This is a genomic window from Bradyrhizobium sp. ISRA442 (assembly GCF_038085055.1).
In the GTDB taxonomy this organism is placed as follows: domain Bacteria; phylum Pseudomonadota; class Alphaproteobacteria; order Rhizobiales; family Xanthobacteraceae; genus Bradyrhizobium.
On sequence record NZ_JALGCN010000008.1, the window covers coordinates 310041 to 325971 of the forward strand.

Annotated in this window: 16 protein-coding genes; 6 read left to right on the forward strand and 10 right to left on the reverse strand. The window is 65.9% G+C overall.

Annotated elements, in window-relative coordinates:
- Positions 1-55: 55 nt before the first annotated feature.
- The 5 genes from MTR72_RS19565 to MTR72_RS19585 form a co-directional block, all read right to left on the reverse strand.
- A complete protein-coding gene (locus tag MTR72_RS19565) occupies positions 56-460 on the reverse strand; it encodes a DUF2946 domain-containing protein (protein ID WP_280965501.1) in 405 nt (134 codons plus the stop codon).
- A 245-nt stretch (positions 461-705) separates the two neighbouring features.
- The gene (locus MTR72_RS19570) at positions 706-2769 is read right to left on the reverse strand and encodes a hypothetical protein (protein WP_280965500.1); all 2064 of its coding nucleotides are present in this window, start codon (positions 2767-2769) and stop codon (positions 706-708) included.
- Between the two features lie 7 nt (positions 2770-2776).
- On the reverse strand, positions 2777-5584 hold the full coding sequence (locus MTR72_RS19575) for a DUF4159 domain-containing protein (RefSeq protein WP_280965499.1): 2808 nt from the start codon (positions 5582-5584) through the stop codon (positions 2777-2779).
- Positions 5581-6525, reverse strand: coding sequence for a DUF58 domain-containing protein (locus MTR72_RS19580; protein ID WP_280965498.1), 945 nt, complete (start codon positions 6523-6525; stop codon positions 5581-5583). Before MTR72_RS19580 ends, MTR72_RS19575 begins: the two co-directional genes overlap by 4 nt.
- Positions 6525-7523, reverse strand: coding sequence for an AAA family ATPase (locus tag MTR72_RS19585; protein WP_280965496.1), 999 nt, complete (start codon positions 7521-7523; stop codon positions 6525-6527). The genes MTR72_RS19580 and MTR72_RS19585 overlap by 1 nt, the downstream gene beginning before the upstream one ends.
- 249 nt (positions 7524-7772) lie before the next feature.
- On the opposite strand from MTR72_RS19585, the gene MTR72_RS19590 reads away from it, so the two are divergent.
- The 6 genes from MTR72_RS19590 to MTR72_RS19615 all read left to right on the forward strand — a co-directional run bounded on the left by MTR72_RS19590 (position 7773) and on the right by MTR72_RS19615 (position 12412).
- Positions 7773-8396 (forward strand): DUF1285 domain-containing protein, encoded by a 624-nt coding sequence (locus MTR72_RS19590; protein ID WP_341510846.1) that lies wholly within the window; start codon positions 7773-7775, stop codon positions 8394-8396.
- The gene (locus MTR72_RS19595) at positions 8393-9064 is read left to right on the forward strand and encodes a CoA pyrophosphatase (RefSeq protein WP_280965494.1); all 672 of its coding nucleotides are present in this window, start codon (positions 8393-8395) and stop codon (positions 9062-9064) included. Before MTR72_RS19590 ends, MTR72_RS19595 begins: the two co-directional genes overlap by 4 nt.
- Positions 9061-9324 (forward strand): DUF6111 family protein, encoded by a 264-nt coding sequence (locus MTR72_RS19600; RefSeq protein ID WP_280965493.1) that lies wholly within the window; start codon positions 9061-9063, stop codon positions 9322-9324. Before MTR72_RS19595 ends, MTR72_RS19600 begins: the two co-directional genes overlap by 4 nt.
- Positions 9325-9334: 10 nt before the next feature.
- A complete protein-coding gene (locus MTR72_RS19605; protein ID WP_280965492.1) occupies positions 9335-10591 on the forward strand; it encodes a CCA tRNA nucleotidyltransferase in 1257 nt (418 codons plus the stop codon).
- The gene (locus tag MTR72_RS19610) at positions 10588-11358 is read left to right on the forward strand and encodes a sulfite exporter TauE/SafE family protein (RefSeq protein WP_280965491.1); all 771 of its coding nucleotides are present in this window, start codon (positions 10588-10590) and stop codon (positions 11356-11358) included. Before MTR72_RS19605 ends, MTR72_RS19610 begins: the two co-directional genes overlap by 4 nt.
- Before the next feature lie 304 nt (positions 11359-11662).
- Positions 11663-12412 (forward strand): hypothetical protein, encoded by a 750-nt coding sequence (locus tag MTR72_RS19615; protein ID WP_280965489.1) that lies wholly within the window; start codon positions 11663-11665, stop codon positions 12410-12412.
- Between the two features lie 192 nt (positions 12413-12604).
- On the opposite strand, the gene MTR72_RS19620 is transcribed toward MTR72_RS19615, so the two are convergent.
- The 5 genes from MTR72_RS19620 to queE form a co-directional block, all read right to left on the reverse strand.
- Complete coding sequence (locus MTR72_RS19620; RefSeq protein WP_280965488.1) at positions 12605-12826, reverse strand: YodC family protein; 222 nt, start codon at positions 12824-12826, stop codon at positions 12605-12607.
- 432 nt (positions 12827-13258) lie between these two features.
- The gene (locus MTR72_RS19625; protein ID WP_280965487.1) at positions 13259-13999 is read right to left on the reverse strand and encodes an HAD family hydrolase; all 741 of its coding nucleotides are present in this window, start codon (positions 13997-13999) and stop codon (positions 13259-13261) included.
- Positions 13996-14895, reverse strand: a complete 900-nt coding sequence (hemF, locus tag MTR72_RS19630) for an oxygen-dependent coproporphyrinogen oxidase (RefSeq protein ID WP_280965486.1) — start codon at positions 14893-14895, stop codon at positions 13996-13998. Before hemF ends, MTR72_RS19625 begins: the two co-directional genes overlap by 4 nt.
- A 4-nt stretch (positions 14896-14899) precedes the next feature.
- Complete coding sequence (locus MTR72_RS19635; RefSeq protein WP_280965485.1) at positions 14900-15265, reverse strand: 6-pyruvoyl trahydropterin synthase family protein; 366 nt, start codon at positions 15263-15265, stop codon at positions 14900-14902.
- 17 nt (positions 15266-15282) lie between these two features.
- Positions 15283-15915 carry a 7-carboxy-7-deazaguanine synthase gene (gene queE, locus MTR72_RS19640; RefSeq protein WP_280965484.1) on the reverse strand — a complete coding sequence of 211 codons (633 nt, stop codon included), beginning with the start codon at positions 15913-15915 and terminating at the stop codon, positions 15283-15285.
- Positions 15916-15931: the final 16 nt, after the last annotated feature.

Sequence of the window (15931 nt, forward strand, 5' to 3'; positions counted from 1 at the left end):
GCGATTGCCGCTGCTCAAGGCCGCGACGAGTCCGGGCGTGATCAAGCGTTGGAGGTCAGGACGCGGGAGGGGCGCGGGGCTGGAATGCCGCACCGGCCGATTTCAGATGGATGAATTCAGCGTCAGTGGAGCGGTAGAGCAGCTCCACGGCTTGCGGCAGCAGCAGCAAAGGCGGCGTCGCGAACACGACGGTGCCCGCCATCGCGACCACGGCGCAGATCGCGCAATTGTCGTCGCCGGGCTGCTCGCGATCGGGGCTCGAGGGCGTTTGCTTCTGGACCGCGGCGCGGTCGACCGCGGTAACACCCTTGTAGCCGTCAGGCTGCTGCAGCGATTGCTGTGCGAGCGGTGCGGCCTGCGCGAACCAATGGCTATGTCCGAACGTCAGCGCGAACTGCACCAGCAGCGCGAAAAGCGCGAGCCGAGCGCCGTGCCTGATGTTCGACCGGAACCATTTCATCTTGTGAACGCACCCCACATCGCGAGGCGCCAATCCCCTGACATCGCGATGTTATAAAGTAACATCGCAGGAACGCTCAGCGGATGTCAACCGTCGCCCGGCGGGCCGGGGCAGACCGGCCGTGCGATGTGTCGTTCGGGCAACGGAGCATGATCCGGAAAAGCGCGACGCGGTTCTCCGAGAAGATCATACTCAAACAATGCTCAAACAATACCGCCAAAGCGCGATGACATCGCGCTTTAGGGTCAGCGTCCTTCGCGGACCCAGGTCGCGGCGAACGCGCCGAGCAGCAGCAGGAGCCCTATCAGGCCGGCGAAGATCGGCAGCACGCCGACGCCCTTCACCACGCTGGCGTCGCGCATCCTGACCCCCATCCAGCCATCGCCATGGAACACGCTGGACGACCGCACCGGCACGATGCGGGGCAGATCGACGCTGGAGCCGTCGACCACCCGCACGGCGTTGCCGCCGGTCGCCTGCGCGAGCGGCTTCAACGTCTCGGTGGTGGAGGTGACCTCCGAAAATTCCTTCGGATTGGTCGGGCCGACGTTGATCAGCGCCTTCAGCGTGCCGTCGGTCGCCTGCCACAGGCCGAGCTCGTTGGCCGGCAGGCTGGCGCGCCATTCGCCGGGCTCGCCGGCGCTCAAGGTGAGATCGTGGCTCACCCCCGAGGGCGAGGTGACGCTGACCGGCTGGACGCTGTCCGACATGGTCTGGCGAATCACCACGAGATCCTTGCCCTGCACCTGGAGGCGCAGGGCTTCCTCGTCGAGATCGGGCTGCTTCATCAGCCAGTGCGACGTCCGCCGGAGCAGATCGAGATGCGGGCCGCCGCCCTCATAGCCGCGCGCCCACAGCCAGATGTGATCGGAGAGCAGCAGCGCGACGCGGCCCTCGCCGAAGCGCGACAGGAACAACAGCGGCTTGCCGTCCACGCCCGTCATCACCGGCGGGTTGACGGCATTGCGGGTGTCGACGGTGCGGAAGAAGCGGCTCCAATGCGGCGGCTCGCTCGCGGAGCCCTCCAGCCCGCGCGTGACGGGATGGCGTTTGCCGATGTCGGACAGATGCGCATAGAACGGCTTCTCGGTCACGCCGACAGGCTCGGCGGGCAGCACGGAATCCAGCGGCGTGCGCCAGATGCTGGTGTTCGACGCGTAATCGGGGCCGGCCGAAACCAGCACCGCGCCGCCCGAGCGCACATAGCGCGCGATGTTGTCGAAATAGGCGATCGGCAGCACGCCCTGGCGGGCATAGCGGTCGAAGATGATGAGCTGGAATTCGTTGATCTTCTGCTGGAACAGCTCGCGGGTCGGAAACGCGATCAGCGACAATTCGTTGATCGGCGTGCCGTCCTGCTTCTCCGGGGGCCGGAGAATGGTGAAATGCACGAGATCGACGCTGGCGTCTGACTTCAGCAGGTTGCGCCAGGTACGTTCGCCGGAATGCGGCTCGCCGGAGACGAGCAGCACGCGCAGCTTGTCGCGCACGCCGTCGATGGCAACGACGGCGCGGTTGTTCACCGGCGTCAGCTCACGCTCGAGCGGTGACGCCTCGATCTCGACGATGTTCGGGCCGGCATGCTTGATGTCGACGTCGACGCTCGCGCTCTGTCCGCTCGACAGCGTGCGCTCGTTGATCGTCTCGCCGTCGCGGCGGACCGTGACCTTGGCGCGCTCGCCGCTGACGCCCTGATCGTCGAGGCGGTAGGTGATGGTCTGGGTCTGGCCGACGATGCCGAAGCGCGGCGCCGCCGTGATCGCGATGCGGCGATCGCGCTCGTCCTTCTGTCCCGTGATCAGCGCGTGCACCGGCGCCTGGAAGCCGAGCGCGGCGGCGTTGGCCGGAATGTCGTGGACGCGGCCGTCGGTGATCAGGAACGCGCCGGCGACGCGGTCGACCGGCACGTCCGACAGCGCAGAGGCGAGCGCGCCGAACAGCCTCGTGCCGTCGGTTTCGCCGTCGGCCTGCCCGGCGTCGACGACGCGCACTTCGAGACCCTTGATCTTCTTCAGAGTGTCGACGAGCGATTGCTGCGCCTGCGCGGTCTCGCGGGTGCGGTTGCCGAAGTTCTGGCTTGGGCTTTTGTCGACGACGACGGCGGCAACCGAGGTGAGGGGATCGCGGTCTTCGCGCGTGAAGGACGGGTTGGCGAGCGCCAGCAGGAACAGCGCCAGCGCTGCCACGCGCACGGCAGCGCCGCGCGCGCGCGCGAGCAGCAGGATGGCCGCGATCACCACGATCGCGGCGAGCGCTACCCAGAGCACGATCGCGGGGACAAGCGGCGTGAACGCGATGCCGTAATTCATGTCGATCCTATTGTCCCAGCCGCTCGATCAGGGCCGGCGCGTGCACCTGGTCGGCCTTGTAGTTGCCGGTCAGCGTGTACATCACGATGTTGACGCCGGCGCGGAAGGCGAATTCGCGCTGGCGCGGCTCGCCCGGCGTGAGCGGTAGCATCGGCTGGCCGTCGGGACGGATCGCCCAGGCTCCCGCAAAATCGTTCGAGGTAATGATGATCGGCGAGACGCCGTCGCCACCGCGCGCGGGCCGCTGCGCGCTCTCGTCGTCGTCCTCGCGCGGCAACGTCTCGACCCAGGTCTGGCCGGAGTTGAAGCGGCCGGGGAAGTCGCGCAGCAGGTAGAAGGTCTTGGTCAGCACGTGCTCGCGCGGCACCGGCTCGAGCTCGGGCACGTCGAGCGAGGACAGGATCTCGCGCAGCGCCTGCATGCCGGGCGTCTGCGATGCGCCGTTCCCGCCGGGCGGTGCTTCCACCGCATCACGGGTGTCGAAGATCACGGTGCCGCCCTGCTTCATATAGGCGTCGATCCTGTTGATCGCGTCCTGTGGCGGCTTCGGGGCACCCGGTACGATCGGCCAGTAGACCAGCGGGAAGAAGGCCAGCTCGTCGCGCGCCGGATCGACGCCGACGGGGTCGCCGGCCTCGAGCGCGGTGCGCTGCGCCAGGAACAGCGTCAGTCCGGCCATGCCGGCCTTGACGATGGAATCGACGTCGGCATTGCCGGTGACGACATAGGCAAGCCGGGTCTGCGACACCGCCTTCATCGCGAACTCGTCCGCGGCGCCGTCAGCGCGCGACGGTGAGGGCGACACCAGGCCGGCAACGACCAGTCCGATCGCGAGTACGGCGGTTGCGCCACGGCGGCGCAGCAGCGCGGCGAGGCCGCCGCCGAGCAGCGCGACGATCAAGGCGTCGATCAGGAACAGCGCCAGCGCCGATGACAGCAGCCATCCGCGCAAGTCCCGCGGCTCGGCATTGCTGTAGGTGGCGTGCCGCGCGCGCAGGCTCGCGGTGTTGAGCGGTGCGATGCGGTCGGCGGCGGCGAGCGTGTTCACGGCGAGCGGTCCTTCCGCCGGGCCATAGAAGCCGGGCGGATGGTCCGGCGTGGCACGGTCGCGATAATCCGCGGGCAGTGGCTTGGCGCTTGCCGGCGGCGGACCGAACGCGCCGAAGCCGTCGAGGATGTGCAGCGGCGCCACCGTCTCGCTGCTTGCCTCGCTGGCGACGCCGGGGCCCGGTTTTGACGTGTAGCCGGACATGTCGACGATCCGTCGCAGCATTTCGACGAAGGTGCCGGACATCGGCAGGTCCGACCAGCGCATATCCGCACTGACGTGGAACAGGCTGACGAGACCCTTGCCGCGATGCTCGCCGGTCACGAGCGGCGTGCCGTCTTCGAGCGAGGCCCAGCTTTTGGTCGAGAGCACCGCGTCGGGCTCGGCCAGAACCTGGCGGCTCACGGTAACGTCCTTGGGGACGGCGACGCCGGCAAACGGCCCGTCGCCGGCAAAGGCGGCGAGATGCTGCGGCTTCTCCCAGGTCAGGCTGCCGCCGAGCGTGCGGCCGCCCTTGCGCAGCTTGACCGGCACGAGATCGTCTTCGGCCTGCGCGAGGCGGGGACCGGCGAAGCGCACCAGCACGCCGCCCTGGTCGAGCCAGGCGTTGAGACGCTCGCGCAGCTCAGGCGCGATGGTCCCGACATCGGCCAGGATGATCATCGGCAGCTTCTGGTCGAGGAACTGAGTGATGCCCTGCTGCGGCGAACCCTTGTCGGCCAGCCGCACGTCGGCGAACGGCGCCAGCGCGCGGGTGAGATAGAACGTCGGCGCCAGCAGCGGCTGTGCGGTCTCGCTGGTCGAGCCCGAGACGATGCCGATGGCGCGGCGACGCCAGCGCTTGTCCAGCAATTGCACCGCGCCGGCGGAACGCTCGCCGGAGATCTCGAGCCGGGTGATGTCGTTGCGCAGCTCGACCGGCAGGTCGAACGCGGCTTCCGTCTCCTTGTCCTGCGAGCCGAAAGTGTAGCGCGCTTCGCCGATCGGCGATCCCTTCTGGTCCAGCGCCCGAACGGTGCCGGCGGCGATGCCGCTGTCGGTGCGCAGCACCTTCACCGTCATCCGGGCAGCCGCGTTCTCTGCTGCGGCGAGCGCCAGCGGTGAGGACGTGCCGCCTTCGAACACGGTCAAGCTGCGATCTCCGATCGTCTTGCCGAGGCCTTGCAGAAATTCCTCGCCGCGTCCGGTGTCGACACCGTCCGACAGCCAGGCGATCTCGCAGTCGCCGGTCGCCTTGAGGAAACGGTCGATCGCCGTGAGAGTTTCAACGCGCTCGATCGAATAGGGCTTTGGCGCGAGCTGCCGCAGCGCAACGCGCGCAGCGCCGGCCGGCATCAGGGTGATGTCGCGGTTCGGCTCCGACAGCGGCACCAGCGCGATGGCGCGGCGGTCGTTGTCGGCATTGGCAATCAGCTCGTCGGCAGCCCTGATCCGGGCCTCCCAGTTGGAGGCGGCGCTCCAGCCGTCGTCGAACATGATCATCAGCGGCGCCTTGCTGCCGGCAATCCCGGTCTGCGGATTCCAGATCGGGCCGGCGGCGGCGAAGATCACGAGCGCCGCAGCCAGCAGGCGCAGCGCGGTCAGCCACCAGGGTGTCCGCGAAGGCGTCTCCTCCCGCGGCGCGATGTCGAACAACAGCCGCGTCGGCGGAAACTCGATGCGGCGCGGCCGCGGCGGCATGACGCGGAGCAGCCACCACAGCACGGGAAGGCTGACGAGCCCGATCAGGAGCAGCGGTTCGGTGAAGGCGAGCGGCAATCCCATCATGCGGCCGGCCCCGCCTTGATCGTGGTGGAGCGCGCGCCCGACTTGCTCACCTGCATGCCGGCATGCAGGAATAGCAGCAGTTCTGCGGCCGAGCGGTCGGTCGCATGCGTCGAGAACAACCAGTCGAGCTTGTTGGTCTCGGCGCGGATCTGGTCGCGATGCTGCGCGAGGCGTTCGGTGTAATCCTGCACCCAGCTTTCGGCGCGGCCGGCGGTGATCATGCCGAAGCCTTCCGGCTCGACGAACTCGACCCGGCCGGCATAGGGGAAGGTCTCTTCGGCAGGATCGACGATCTGCACCAGCGTGCCGTGGGCACCGGAGCCGGACAGCCCGGCAAGCATGGTTCTGATCTCCGCAATCGGCGACCAGAAGTCGGACAGCACGACCGTTTCGGCGAGCGCCGAGGGAATGAAGGACGGCGGCAGGCTCAGGCGGTCGGCATCGTCATGCAACATCGCCTGCGCCATCTTGTCGATGACGCTGCGGCTTGCGGTTGGCGCCATCAGGCCGGGAATCCCGACGCGCTCGCCGCCGGAGACCAGGAGCTCGGCCAGCGCAAAGGCCACGATCAGCGTGCGTTCGAGCTTGGACTCGCGCGCCTGCTTCGAGGCGAACGCCATCGAGGGCGAGCGATCGGGCCAGATCCAGACCGTATGCGCCGCCTCCCATTCATGCTCGCGGACATAAAGATGCTCGTCCCGTGCCGAGCGCCGCCAGTCGACATTCTGCGACGGCTCGCCGGAGACGAAGCGGCGGTACTGCCAGAAGCTTTCGCCCGAGCCGGCACGGCGGCGGCCATGCAGGCCGTGAATGACGTTGGCGGCGATGCGGCGGGCTTCCAGCACCAGGCGCGGCAGCGATGCGGCGAGCGTGCGGCTTTCGCCATCGGCACGTCGGATCGCTACGGTCTCCTTCGCTTTGTGCCCGTTGTCTGCGGCCATCAACCGATCCGTGTCTTCAATTGCCCGATCACGTCCGGAATCGTGCGACCTTCGGCGCGCGCCTGGAAGGTCAGCGCCATGCGGTGCTTCAGCACGGGCTCGGCGAGGTCGAGTACGTCGTCGATCGAAGGCGCCAGACGTCCGTCGATCAGCGCGCGGGCGCGCACCGCGAGCATCAAGGATTGGCTGGCGCGCGGGCCGGGTCCCCAGGCGATGAACTTGCCGGCGTCACCGCCCTCGGGTCCCGGACGGGCCGAGCGCACCAGCGACAGGATCGCTTCCACCACGGAATCGCCGACCGGCAGCCGCCGGACCAGCCGTTGTGCGGTGATCAGCGCATCCGCCGTCATCGATCCCTTGGCCAGCGTCTCCTCGGCGCCGGTGGTCTCGAACAGGATGCGCCGCTCGGCGTCGCGGTCGGGGTAGTCGACGTCGATCTCCATGAGGAAGCGGTCGAGCTGCGCCTCGGGCAGCGGATAGGTGCCTTCCTGTTCCAGCGGGTTCTGCGTCGCCAGCACATGGAATGGCTTCGGCAGATCGTGGCGCGCGCCGGCAACCGTGATGTGCTGCTCCTGCATCGATTGCAGCAGCGCCGATTGCGTGCGCGGGCTCGCGCGGTTGATCTCGTCGGCCATCAGGAGCTGCGCGAACACGGGACCCGCGATGAAGCGGAACGAGCGCTTGCCGGCGGTGCTCTCGTCGAGCACTTCGGCGCCGAGAATGTCCGACGGCATCAGGTCGGGCGTGAACTGGATGCGCTTGGCATCGAGACCGAGCGTCACGCCGAGCGTCTCCACCAGCTTGGTCTTGGCAAGGCCGGGCACGCCGATCAGGAGTGCGTGACCGCCGGAGAGAATCGTGACCAGCGTGTTCTCGATCACGCGATCCTGGCCGAATATGACGGTCGCGATCGCGTCCTTCGCCGCGCGAATCTGGCTCGACACCTGCTCGGCCGAACGGACTACTCCGTCCTCGAGTTTTTCGACACTTTCCGCCATCCGTCAGCTCCTTGAACCTGCCATGCGGCTCGCTTGCGTCGTCATGTCATGACATGGGCCCCATGCTAGACTTGCAGGGAAGGCCATGTATTCGTTGAATTAACCTATCCCCACCTTATCGGCTTCGGGATATGTACGGCATCACGAAGTGGCGACCTCCCATACCGGATTAGTCCGGTATGGAACCGCGCACCCACATACAACGTAGACCTGCAGCAAACGTGCCAAACGACAAAGTCAGGGCAAACCATGGCGAACCAAGGGCAGAGCACCGGTCGCGGTCTTGAGGGGCTGACTGCCGCCGCCAAGAGCGCTGCAAAGAGTGCCGCCAACACGCAAGGCGCGCAAAAAGGGTTACCGCCCGTGCATCTCTGGAATCCGCCGTTCTGCGGCGATCTCGACATCCGAATCGCCGCTGATGGTACATGGTTCTACATGGGCACACCAATCGGGCGGCCCGCGCTCGTCCGCCTGTTCTCGACGATCCTGAAGCGCGAAGACGGCAAGCATTTCCTCGTCACGCCGGTGGAGAAGGTCGGCATCCGCGTCGACGATGCGCCGTTCATGGCGGTCGAGATGCAGCAGGACGGCGACGACAACCATCGCGTGCTCCGCTTCCGCACCAATGTCGACGACTGGGTCATCTGCGATGCCGCGCATAGGCTTCGCTTCGAAGAGGCTGACGACGGCGGGTTGACGCCCTACCTGCATGTGCGTGCCGATCTCTGGGCCAAGGTGACCCGCGCGCTCTATTACGATCTGGTTGACATGGGCGAGGAGCGGATGGTCGATGGCCAGCCGATGTTCGGCGTCGAGTCGGCCGGCGAATTCTTCGCCATGGCCGACGCGGAGCAGGTGAGGGCCGCACTTTGAACAAGCCTGTCCTGAAGAACGAGCCCGTCGCGACCAGCGCGGCGGATTTCTTCGCCCGCGCCAACGCGCGCCTCCGTTTCGACGTCCCGCCCGGCCTCTACGATCCCAACATCATTCCGGCCTCCGGCGATCCCGGCACCGACAAGATGCTCGAGATCGTCGCGCGCGAGCAGCCGGTGCGCCCGGCCGCGGTGCTGATCGCGGTGGTCGACCATCCCGAGCCGACCGTGCTGCTGACGCAGCGCTCGGCGCATCTGAGCGATCACGCCGGCCAGATCGCCTTTCCCGGCGGCAAGATCGACGCGACCGACGCGTCCCCGCTCGATGCTGCGCTGCGCGAGGCCGAGGAAGAGGTCGGACTTTCCCGCGATTTCGTCGAGCCGATCGGCTATCTCGATCTCTATGGCACCGCCTTCGGCTTCCGCATCCTGCCGACCGTCGCCAGGGTGCGGCCGGGCTTTCAGCTCACGATCAATCATTCCGAGGTTGATGATGCGTTCGAGGTGCCGCTATCCTTCCTGATGAACCCGACGAACCACCAGGTGCACAGCAAGGAATTCCGCGGCATGGAGCGATTTTACTACGCGATGCCGTTTGCGGAACGCTACATCTGGGGCGCGACGGCCGGAATGTTGCGTGTGCTTTATGAGCGGATCTATGTGTCATGATCCGGCCGGCGCTGACCGAGATCGGAATTTTCCTCATTCCTTTTGCGGTCTATGCGCTTTTCCTGGTCGCTACGCGCTCCGGCCTGTTCGTGCAGTCATCCTGGCAGATCTACACCATCGCTCGTCTTGCGCTGGTTGCGCTCGTGCTGGTGATCGCGGGCCTGATCGGGCTTGCGCATTTCTCCGGCGCCGCACCGGATTCGACCTACGTTCCCGCCCATCTCGAGAACGGCAAGCTCGTGCCGGGCATGGAAAGATAGGGGCTGAGAGATGAGCGCGGAGCCATTGCTTGCCGATGCGCCCTGGCTGACCTCCGGCGGGACTGCGCGCGTCCTGCAACTGCTCAACGCCAATGGCGAGGAAGCGCGCGTGGTCGGCGGCGCCGTACGCAACGCGCTGCTCGGCCTGTCGCCGGGCGACATCGACATCGCGACCACTGCGCTGCCGGAAGAGGTGATGCGGCGCGCCAAGAGCGCCGGCATCAAGAGCGTGCCGACCGGCGTCGACCACGGCACCGTCACGCTCGTCATCGACGGGCACCCTTACGAGATCACGACGCTGCGCCAGGATACCGAGACGTTCGGCCGCAAGGCCAAGGTCGCCTTCGGCCGCGACTGGATGAGGGACGCCGAGCGGCGCGACTTCACCATGAACGGATTGTCGGTCGATGCGAGCGGCGCCGTGCACGACTATGTCGGCGGGCTCGCCGACGTCGCCGCGCGCCGTGTGCGCTTCATCGGCGATCCCGACCGGCGCATTGCCGAGGACTATTTGCGTATCCTGCGCTTCTTCCGCATCCACGCCGCCTTCGGCGTCGGCGAGCCCGATCGCGACGGCTGTCTCGCCTGCATCCGCGGCCGCGCCGGCCTTGCGAATCTTTCGGCCGAACGCGTGCGCATGGAGATGCTGAAGCTGTTGGTAGCGGGCGGCGCGGCCGCTGCGGTCGGCGCGATGGTCGAGGGCGGTTTGCTGCAAGCCCTGATCGGAGGCGTCGCCTATACCGGGCCGCTGTCGGCGATGATCGCGATCGAGCGCACGCTCGGTCTGCCGGCGAGTGCGACCCGGCGCCTTGCCGCATTGACGGTGGCCGTGACCGAGGATGCGAAGCGCGTCGCCGTGCGCCTAAGGCTCTCCAATGCCGAAGCCAAGGCGCTCGATTCGATGGGGCATCGCTGGTGGCGGTTTGTCGCCAAGGACGAGGCCCATGCGCGGCGGCTGCTGTACCGGTTGGGTGCCGAGCGTTATCACGATCGCGTGTTGCTGGCCTGGGCGAGGAGCGGCGTTGACGTGGATGCATCGCGCTGGCGCGAGCTCGCCGAACTGCCGCAGCGCTGGACCGCGCCGAAGTTTCCGCTTCGCGCGGCCGACTTCATCGCGCGCGGTCTTGCGGAAGGACCTTCGCTCGGGCACGTGCTGACGCTCGCCGAGGACGCTTGGCTTGCCGCGAATTTTCCCCTAGACGAGGCGGCGCTCGCCTCCATCGCCGATCAAGCTGCGGCACGCGTCAGCCGCGATCAGAAAACGTGACCATCGTCTCAGGCTTCGCTGACATCTCGATCCTTCAGCTCTTGCTGGTCGCGTTGATGGCGTTGTTTGCTTCGATCATCGGCGGCCTTGCCGGCTACGGCACCGGCGCCTTGATGCCGCTGGTGCTGGTGCCTCTGGTCGGCGCCGAGCCGGTAGTGCCGATCATCGCGATCTCCGCGATCTTCACCAATCTCAGCCGCGCGGCTGCCTATGTCCGCTATGCCGATCGCCGCCGCGCGCTGATCGTGCTCGCCTGCGCGGCAGTGACGACCGCGCTCGGCGCCTACGGCTATACGCGCCTCACCAATGCCGGCGCCGCTCTCGTGATCGGCACCATGCTGATCCTGAGCGTGCCATTGCGTCGCGTGCTCCGCCGTCGTGAGGTCAAGATCGGCAATACCGGCCTTGCGGCAGGTTCCGTCGGTTATGGCGTGCTGGTGGGCGGCACGTCGGGCTCCGGCGTGATCCTGCTCTCGCTATTGATGGCGGCGGGGCTCGAAGGCGCCGCGGTGATCGCGACCGATGCGATGATCTCGCTCGGCACCGGCCTCATCAAGATCTCGGTGTTCGGCCTGGCCGGCGCCGTGACCGCGCAGGTGCTCGCCCTTGCGCTTCTGATCGGCGCGATCGCCATACCCGGCGCGTTCCTGGCGAAAGCTTTCGTCGAGCGGATGCCGGTGCATATCCACACCGCGATCCTCGACGTCGCCGTGATTACCGGTGGCCTGGTGATGATCTCGGCGGCCGCGAAGCAGCTCATCGCGTAGATGGCATTTGCGCCTGGACCGCGGATCCAAGCTCGTCCAAGGCGTGGAGTTAAAAGAGTCGGCTTCCAGGCCCATTGCGACGAATTTGGCAGGTCTCGCTTAGGTCTCATTTCGGAGGCTGGGCCGACGTCATTTGCTGGCCGTGCGTATTACGTGACCCGGAGGCGCCGATTGGCGAACTCTGAGCGGACGAGCCAAGGCGATTATGCCCTTCATTTCTCTCCGCGGTGACTGCTTGTGCCTTGTTTCGGCCAGAAAGCGAGCATTGAAAGAGTTAGACAAAAGCGTGTTCTGAGGTGTCCTCATGGCGGCACTTGCGGAGATAGCTCCTTCTGATCTGGCCGACGAGCTCACCGCACATGCGGTTACCAGCATCGAGACTGCCGATTATTTCTCTTTTCCCTTCCCGCATATTGTCTTCCGCAATTTCTTTCCCGCGGATTTCTACCGGGATCTGATACGGAGTGTCCCCACTCAAGGATATGATCCGATCACTGACACGGGAACTCGTGTGGCATTGCGCCTCTATGGCGAGAACATCGAAAAGATCGACCCGGCACTGCGATTTGCATGGGCTGCGGTATCGATCATGTTGACCTCGAAGGGGGTCGAGCGGGCGATCCGGAACAGACTGCATGACGGGCTCGCAATTCGCGCCCGCGGCGACAAGGTGCCCGACGCCGACGCTCTGAAGCTGATAGCGAAGCCGGTGGTCTACTGGGACAGGGATGGCTACCAGATCAAGCCGCATCCGGACACACGCAAAAAGGTCGTGACGATGCAGCTTTATTGTCCGGCCGACATCAGCCAGGAAGCTCTCGGCACGACGCTCTATCGGGCTTCCCTCAAAGGCCTGTTTCATGTGGGTTCGTACTGCCTGGAGCCTGTGAAAACCATCCCTTTCCTGCCCAATGTCGGATACGCGTTCGTGGTCCTGAAGGCCTATCACTCGCTGACAAAGATGAGCTGGCACGGCCGCCCGCCCATCAAAACCGATCAGCCTCGGATTTCCATTCTCAACACCTTTTACATGAACGAGTATGTGGGCTTCTGATCGTTCGCCAAAGGTGTAGCGTGCCGGGTCCGGCGACGATGGTGTAAGACTGGACATCGGTGACTGCCGCTTCTGGCCCCATCTGCGACATCCAGCGATGTCCGCTATCGCGCCGTTGTTGGCAAAGAAGCGGACATCAGGCGCGCCGGAGCGGAACGCTCCGATCTGACCAGGATGGGGTCTTAGGCGGACTTACTCGTCATCCTCGTCGTCTTCTTCCTCGTCCTCGTCGTCCTCATCCTCATCGTGGTCTTCTTCGACCTGCATGAGTGTGGCGAGCGGCAGCGTCTCGCGGAACAGGTCGCCTTCCATGCCCATCCAGAGGCAGAGCACCTCGTCCTCCTTGATCTCCGCGACGGTCAGCGGCTGGCCGCCGGATTTCAGCATCACGACATCGCCGACTTTCAATTCCATAGATAGTCCTTTCGAGTTGATCGACCCGGACGAGGCTAGCAATTTGTCATGACATGTCGAACACGGGCGAATGTGGTGGGGGATCCCGATTGGCTCTTACGACTACGTGGGTGCTCGGCCTGCATGGTTCTCTAGGCGATGCGAAGCATCGTCCGGGAGACGCCCGCTGGGGCGGGCTCCTCACCATGAGGGTCTCACATTGCGCCGAGACAAGACCTCATCCTGAGGAGCCCGCGCTAGCGGGCATCTCGAAGGATGGGCCGCAGGTGACTGCCTACTAAGGCCTTCCATTGCAGCCATCACGAGGATGGCATCATGCCCCTGTTTTGCCCGACGTGTCAAAGACGTTTCGTAAAATCCGTAAGTCGTTGAATTTGCAGCAGCCGGCTACAGTGCATGGGGTTGTTTTTCGATTTTTGTTGTGCGCCCCGCTTAGACCCGGTCCGGCACCAGTTCGGTCAGCGAGCGGATGATGCGGTCGGGCTTCACGGTCGAGCCTTCGGGCAGGCCGTCGCCATGCACGTCCATCCAGACCGCGTAGATGCCGAGGCGCTGCGGTGTCACGACTTCCCATTCGAGGTTATCGCCGATCATCCAGGTGTCTTTCGCGGTGACGCCGAGTGCGTCCATCGCGTGCAGATAGGCGCGTTCCTCGGGCTTGCCGAAACCGTGCTCGCCCTCGATCTGGATGTGGTGGAAGCGGTGCGCGAGCTCGAAGCGCTCGACCTTGGCGCGCTGCATGTCGGCAGCACCGTTCGTGACCAGCGCGAGCTTGATGCCGAGCGCCTTCAGCCGGTCGATGGCATCATGCGCGCCGGGGAAGACGAACATTTCATCCTCGCGATAGGCGGTGAAGCGATCGGCGAGGCGGATGGCGAGATCGTCGGGAAGGGCGCGATGGCCGGCTGCCGCAAGCGCCGCGAAGCCGCCCTTGACTGTCAGGCGGCGCGCCTCGCCAAGCTTCAGCCGCCACGCGGCTTCCGCATTCGCCCAGAAATTTCGCGCGAAGGACAGCACCGCGGTTGCGACCTGCTGCGGCGGCAGCGGCGCAAGCTCCTCGGCAAACTCGGTTGCGATCGTGTTCCAGGCGATCTCGGGACGGCCATAGGCCGACAGGATGGTGTCGTCCATGTCGATCAGCATGGCGCGGGGCAGTGGCTTCATCGCGGTCATGGCCACTTCACCTCCGGCGGCAGCGACGACAGGATCGAATCCACATTGCCGCCGGTCCTGAGCCCGAAGATCGTGCCACGGTCGTAGAGCAGGTTGAACTCGACATAGCGTCCGCGGCGGATGAGCTGCTCCTCGCGATCACCGGCAGTCCACTTCGTCGCAAAATTGCGCCGCACGATTTCAGGGTAGATCTTCAGGAAGGCACGGCCGACATCCTGGGTGAAGGCAAGGTCGGCGTCCCAGTCGCCGCTGTCGTGCCAGTCGTAGAAGATGCCGCCGACGCCGCGCGCCTCCTTCCGGTGCGGCAGGTAGAAATACTCGTCGCACCATGTCTTGTACTTGTCGTAGTCGGCGACGCCGTTCGGTCCGCTGCAGGCCTCTTTCATCGCGGCGTGGAAAGCGATCGTGTCGGCATCCTCCTGCGTGCGCCGGCGGTCGAGCACGGGCGTGAGATCGGCGCCGCCGCCGAACCACGCCTTGCTGGTGACGACGAAGCGCGTGTTCATGTGCACCGCCGGCACGTGCGGATTGCGCATGTGCGCGATCAGCGAGATGCCGGAGGCCCAGAAGCGCGGATCCTCCGCAGCGCCCGGGATCTGCGCCCGGAATTCGGGCGCGAATTCGCCGTGGACGGTCGAGCAGTGCACGCCGACCTTCTCGAACAGGCGGCCATACATCATCGACATCACGCCGCCACCGCCGGGCGCGCCGGTATGGTCGGTGCGCTGCCACGGCGTGCGTTCGAAGCGGCCGGCCTCGCCGGGATAGAGTGCCGTGGGTGCGTCGTCTTCGAGCCGCTCGAAGCTTTCGCAGATGTCGTCGCGCAAGCGCTCGAACCAGGCACGCGCGCGAGCCTTGCGTTCTTCGATCGTGCTCAGGTCCACTACAGATGCCATCCCGTCAGCCCTGCGGACCGTAATAGGTGCAGCTCTCGTTGCAACTGTCACGGTAAATGCTGACGCGGGTCAGCCCCTCGATATGCTGGAGGCGCTCCCAGACGAAGCGCGAGAGGTTTTCCAGCGTCGGCACGCCAATGGCCTCGATCTTGTTGAGGTACTTGTGGTCGAGCGTCAGCCGCACGTCCTCGATCGCGCGCTGGACGAGGCCGAGATCGACCACCATGCCGGTCACCGGATCAGGCGTGCCGCGCAGGCTCACCTCGGCGCGGAAGGAGTGGCCGTGGATTTCCTCGCTCGCCGCACCGAAGGTCGTTCCGGACAGCGAGTGCGCAGCCTCGAAGCGGAAGGATTTCGTCAATTCCCACATCTGTTCGCAGACCGATCCTATCTGATGCCGAGTGACTTGTGCGTCTGTACGCTGAGCCGCCATTGCGGATGACGCAGGCAATAGTCGATGGCGCGTGCCGTGTTCTCGGCGACCTCGGGCCCGTCCATCGGCTGCAGCGAGAAGCGCTCGAAGGCCAGGCCCTCGAAAGATTCCGGCGCAGCGAGCGGCTGAGGATAGACCAGCTTCAATTCGTGGCCGTGCCGCAACACGAGCTCGCTTCCGCCCTTGGGGCTGACGCAGATCCAGTCCAGCCCCTCGGGGGGCGCGATCGTGCCGTTGGTCTCGACGCCGATCTCGAAGCCGCGCGCATGGAGCGCCTCGATCAGGGCGGCGTCGACCTGGAGCAGCGGCTCGCCCCCGGTCAGCACCACGTAGCGGTTGTGGCCTGCGCCGGTCCATTGTCCGGCGATGGTGTCGGCAAGTTCCGCGGCCGTCGCGTAGCGTCCGCCGAGCGTGCCGTCGGTGCCGACGAAATCCGTGTCGCAGAATTTGCAGACCGCCTCCGCGCGATCGGCCTCGCGGCCGCTCCAGAGATTGCAGCCGGCAAAGCGGCAGAACACGGAGGCGCGTCCGGCATGGGCGCCTTCGCCTTGCAGGGTCAGGAAGATCTCCTTGACCGCGTAACTCAAACTTCTCTCCTCAACG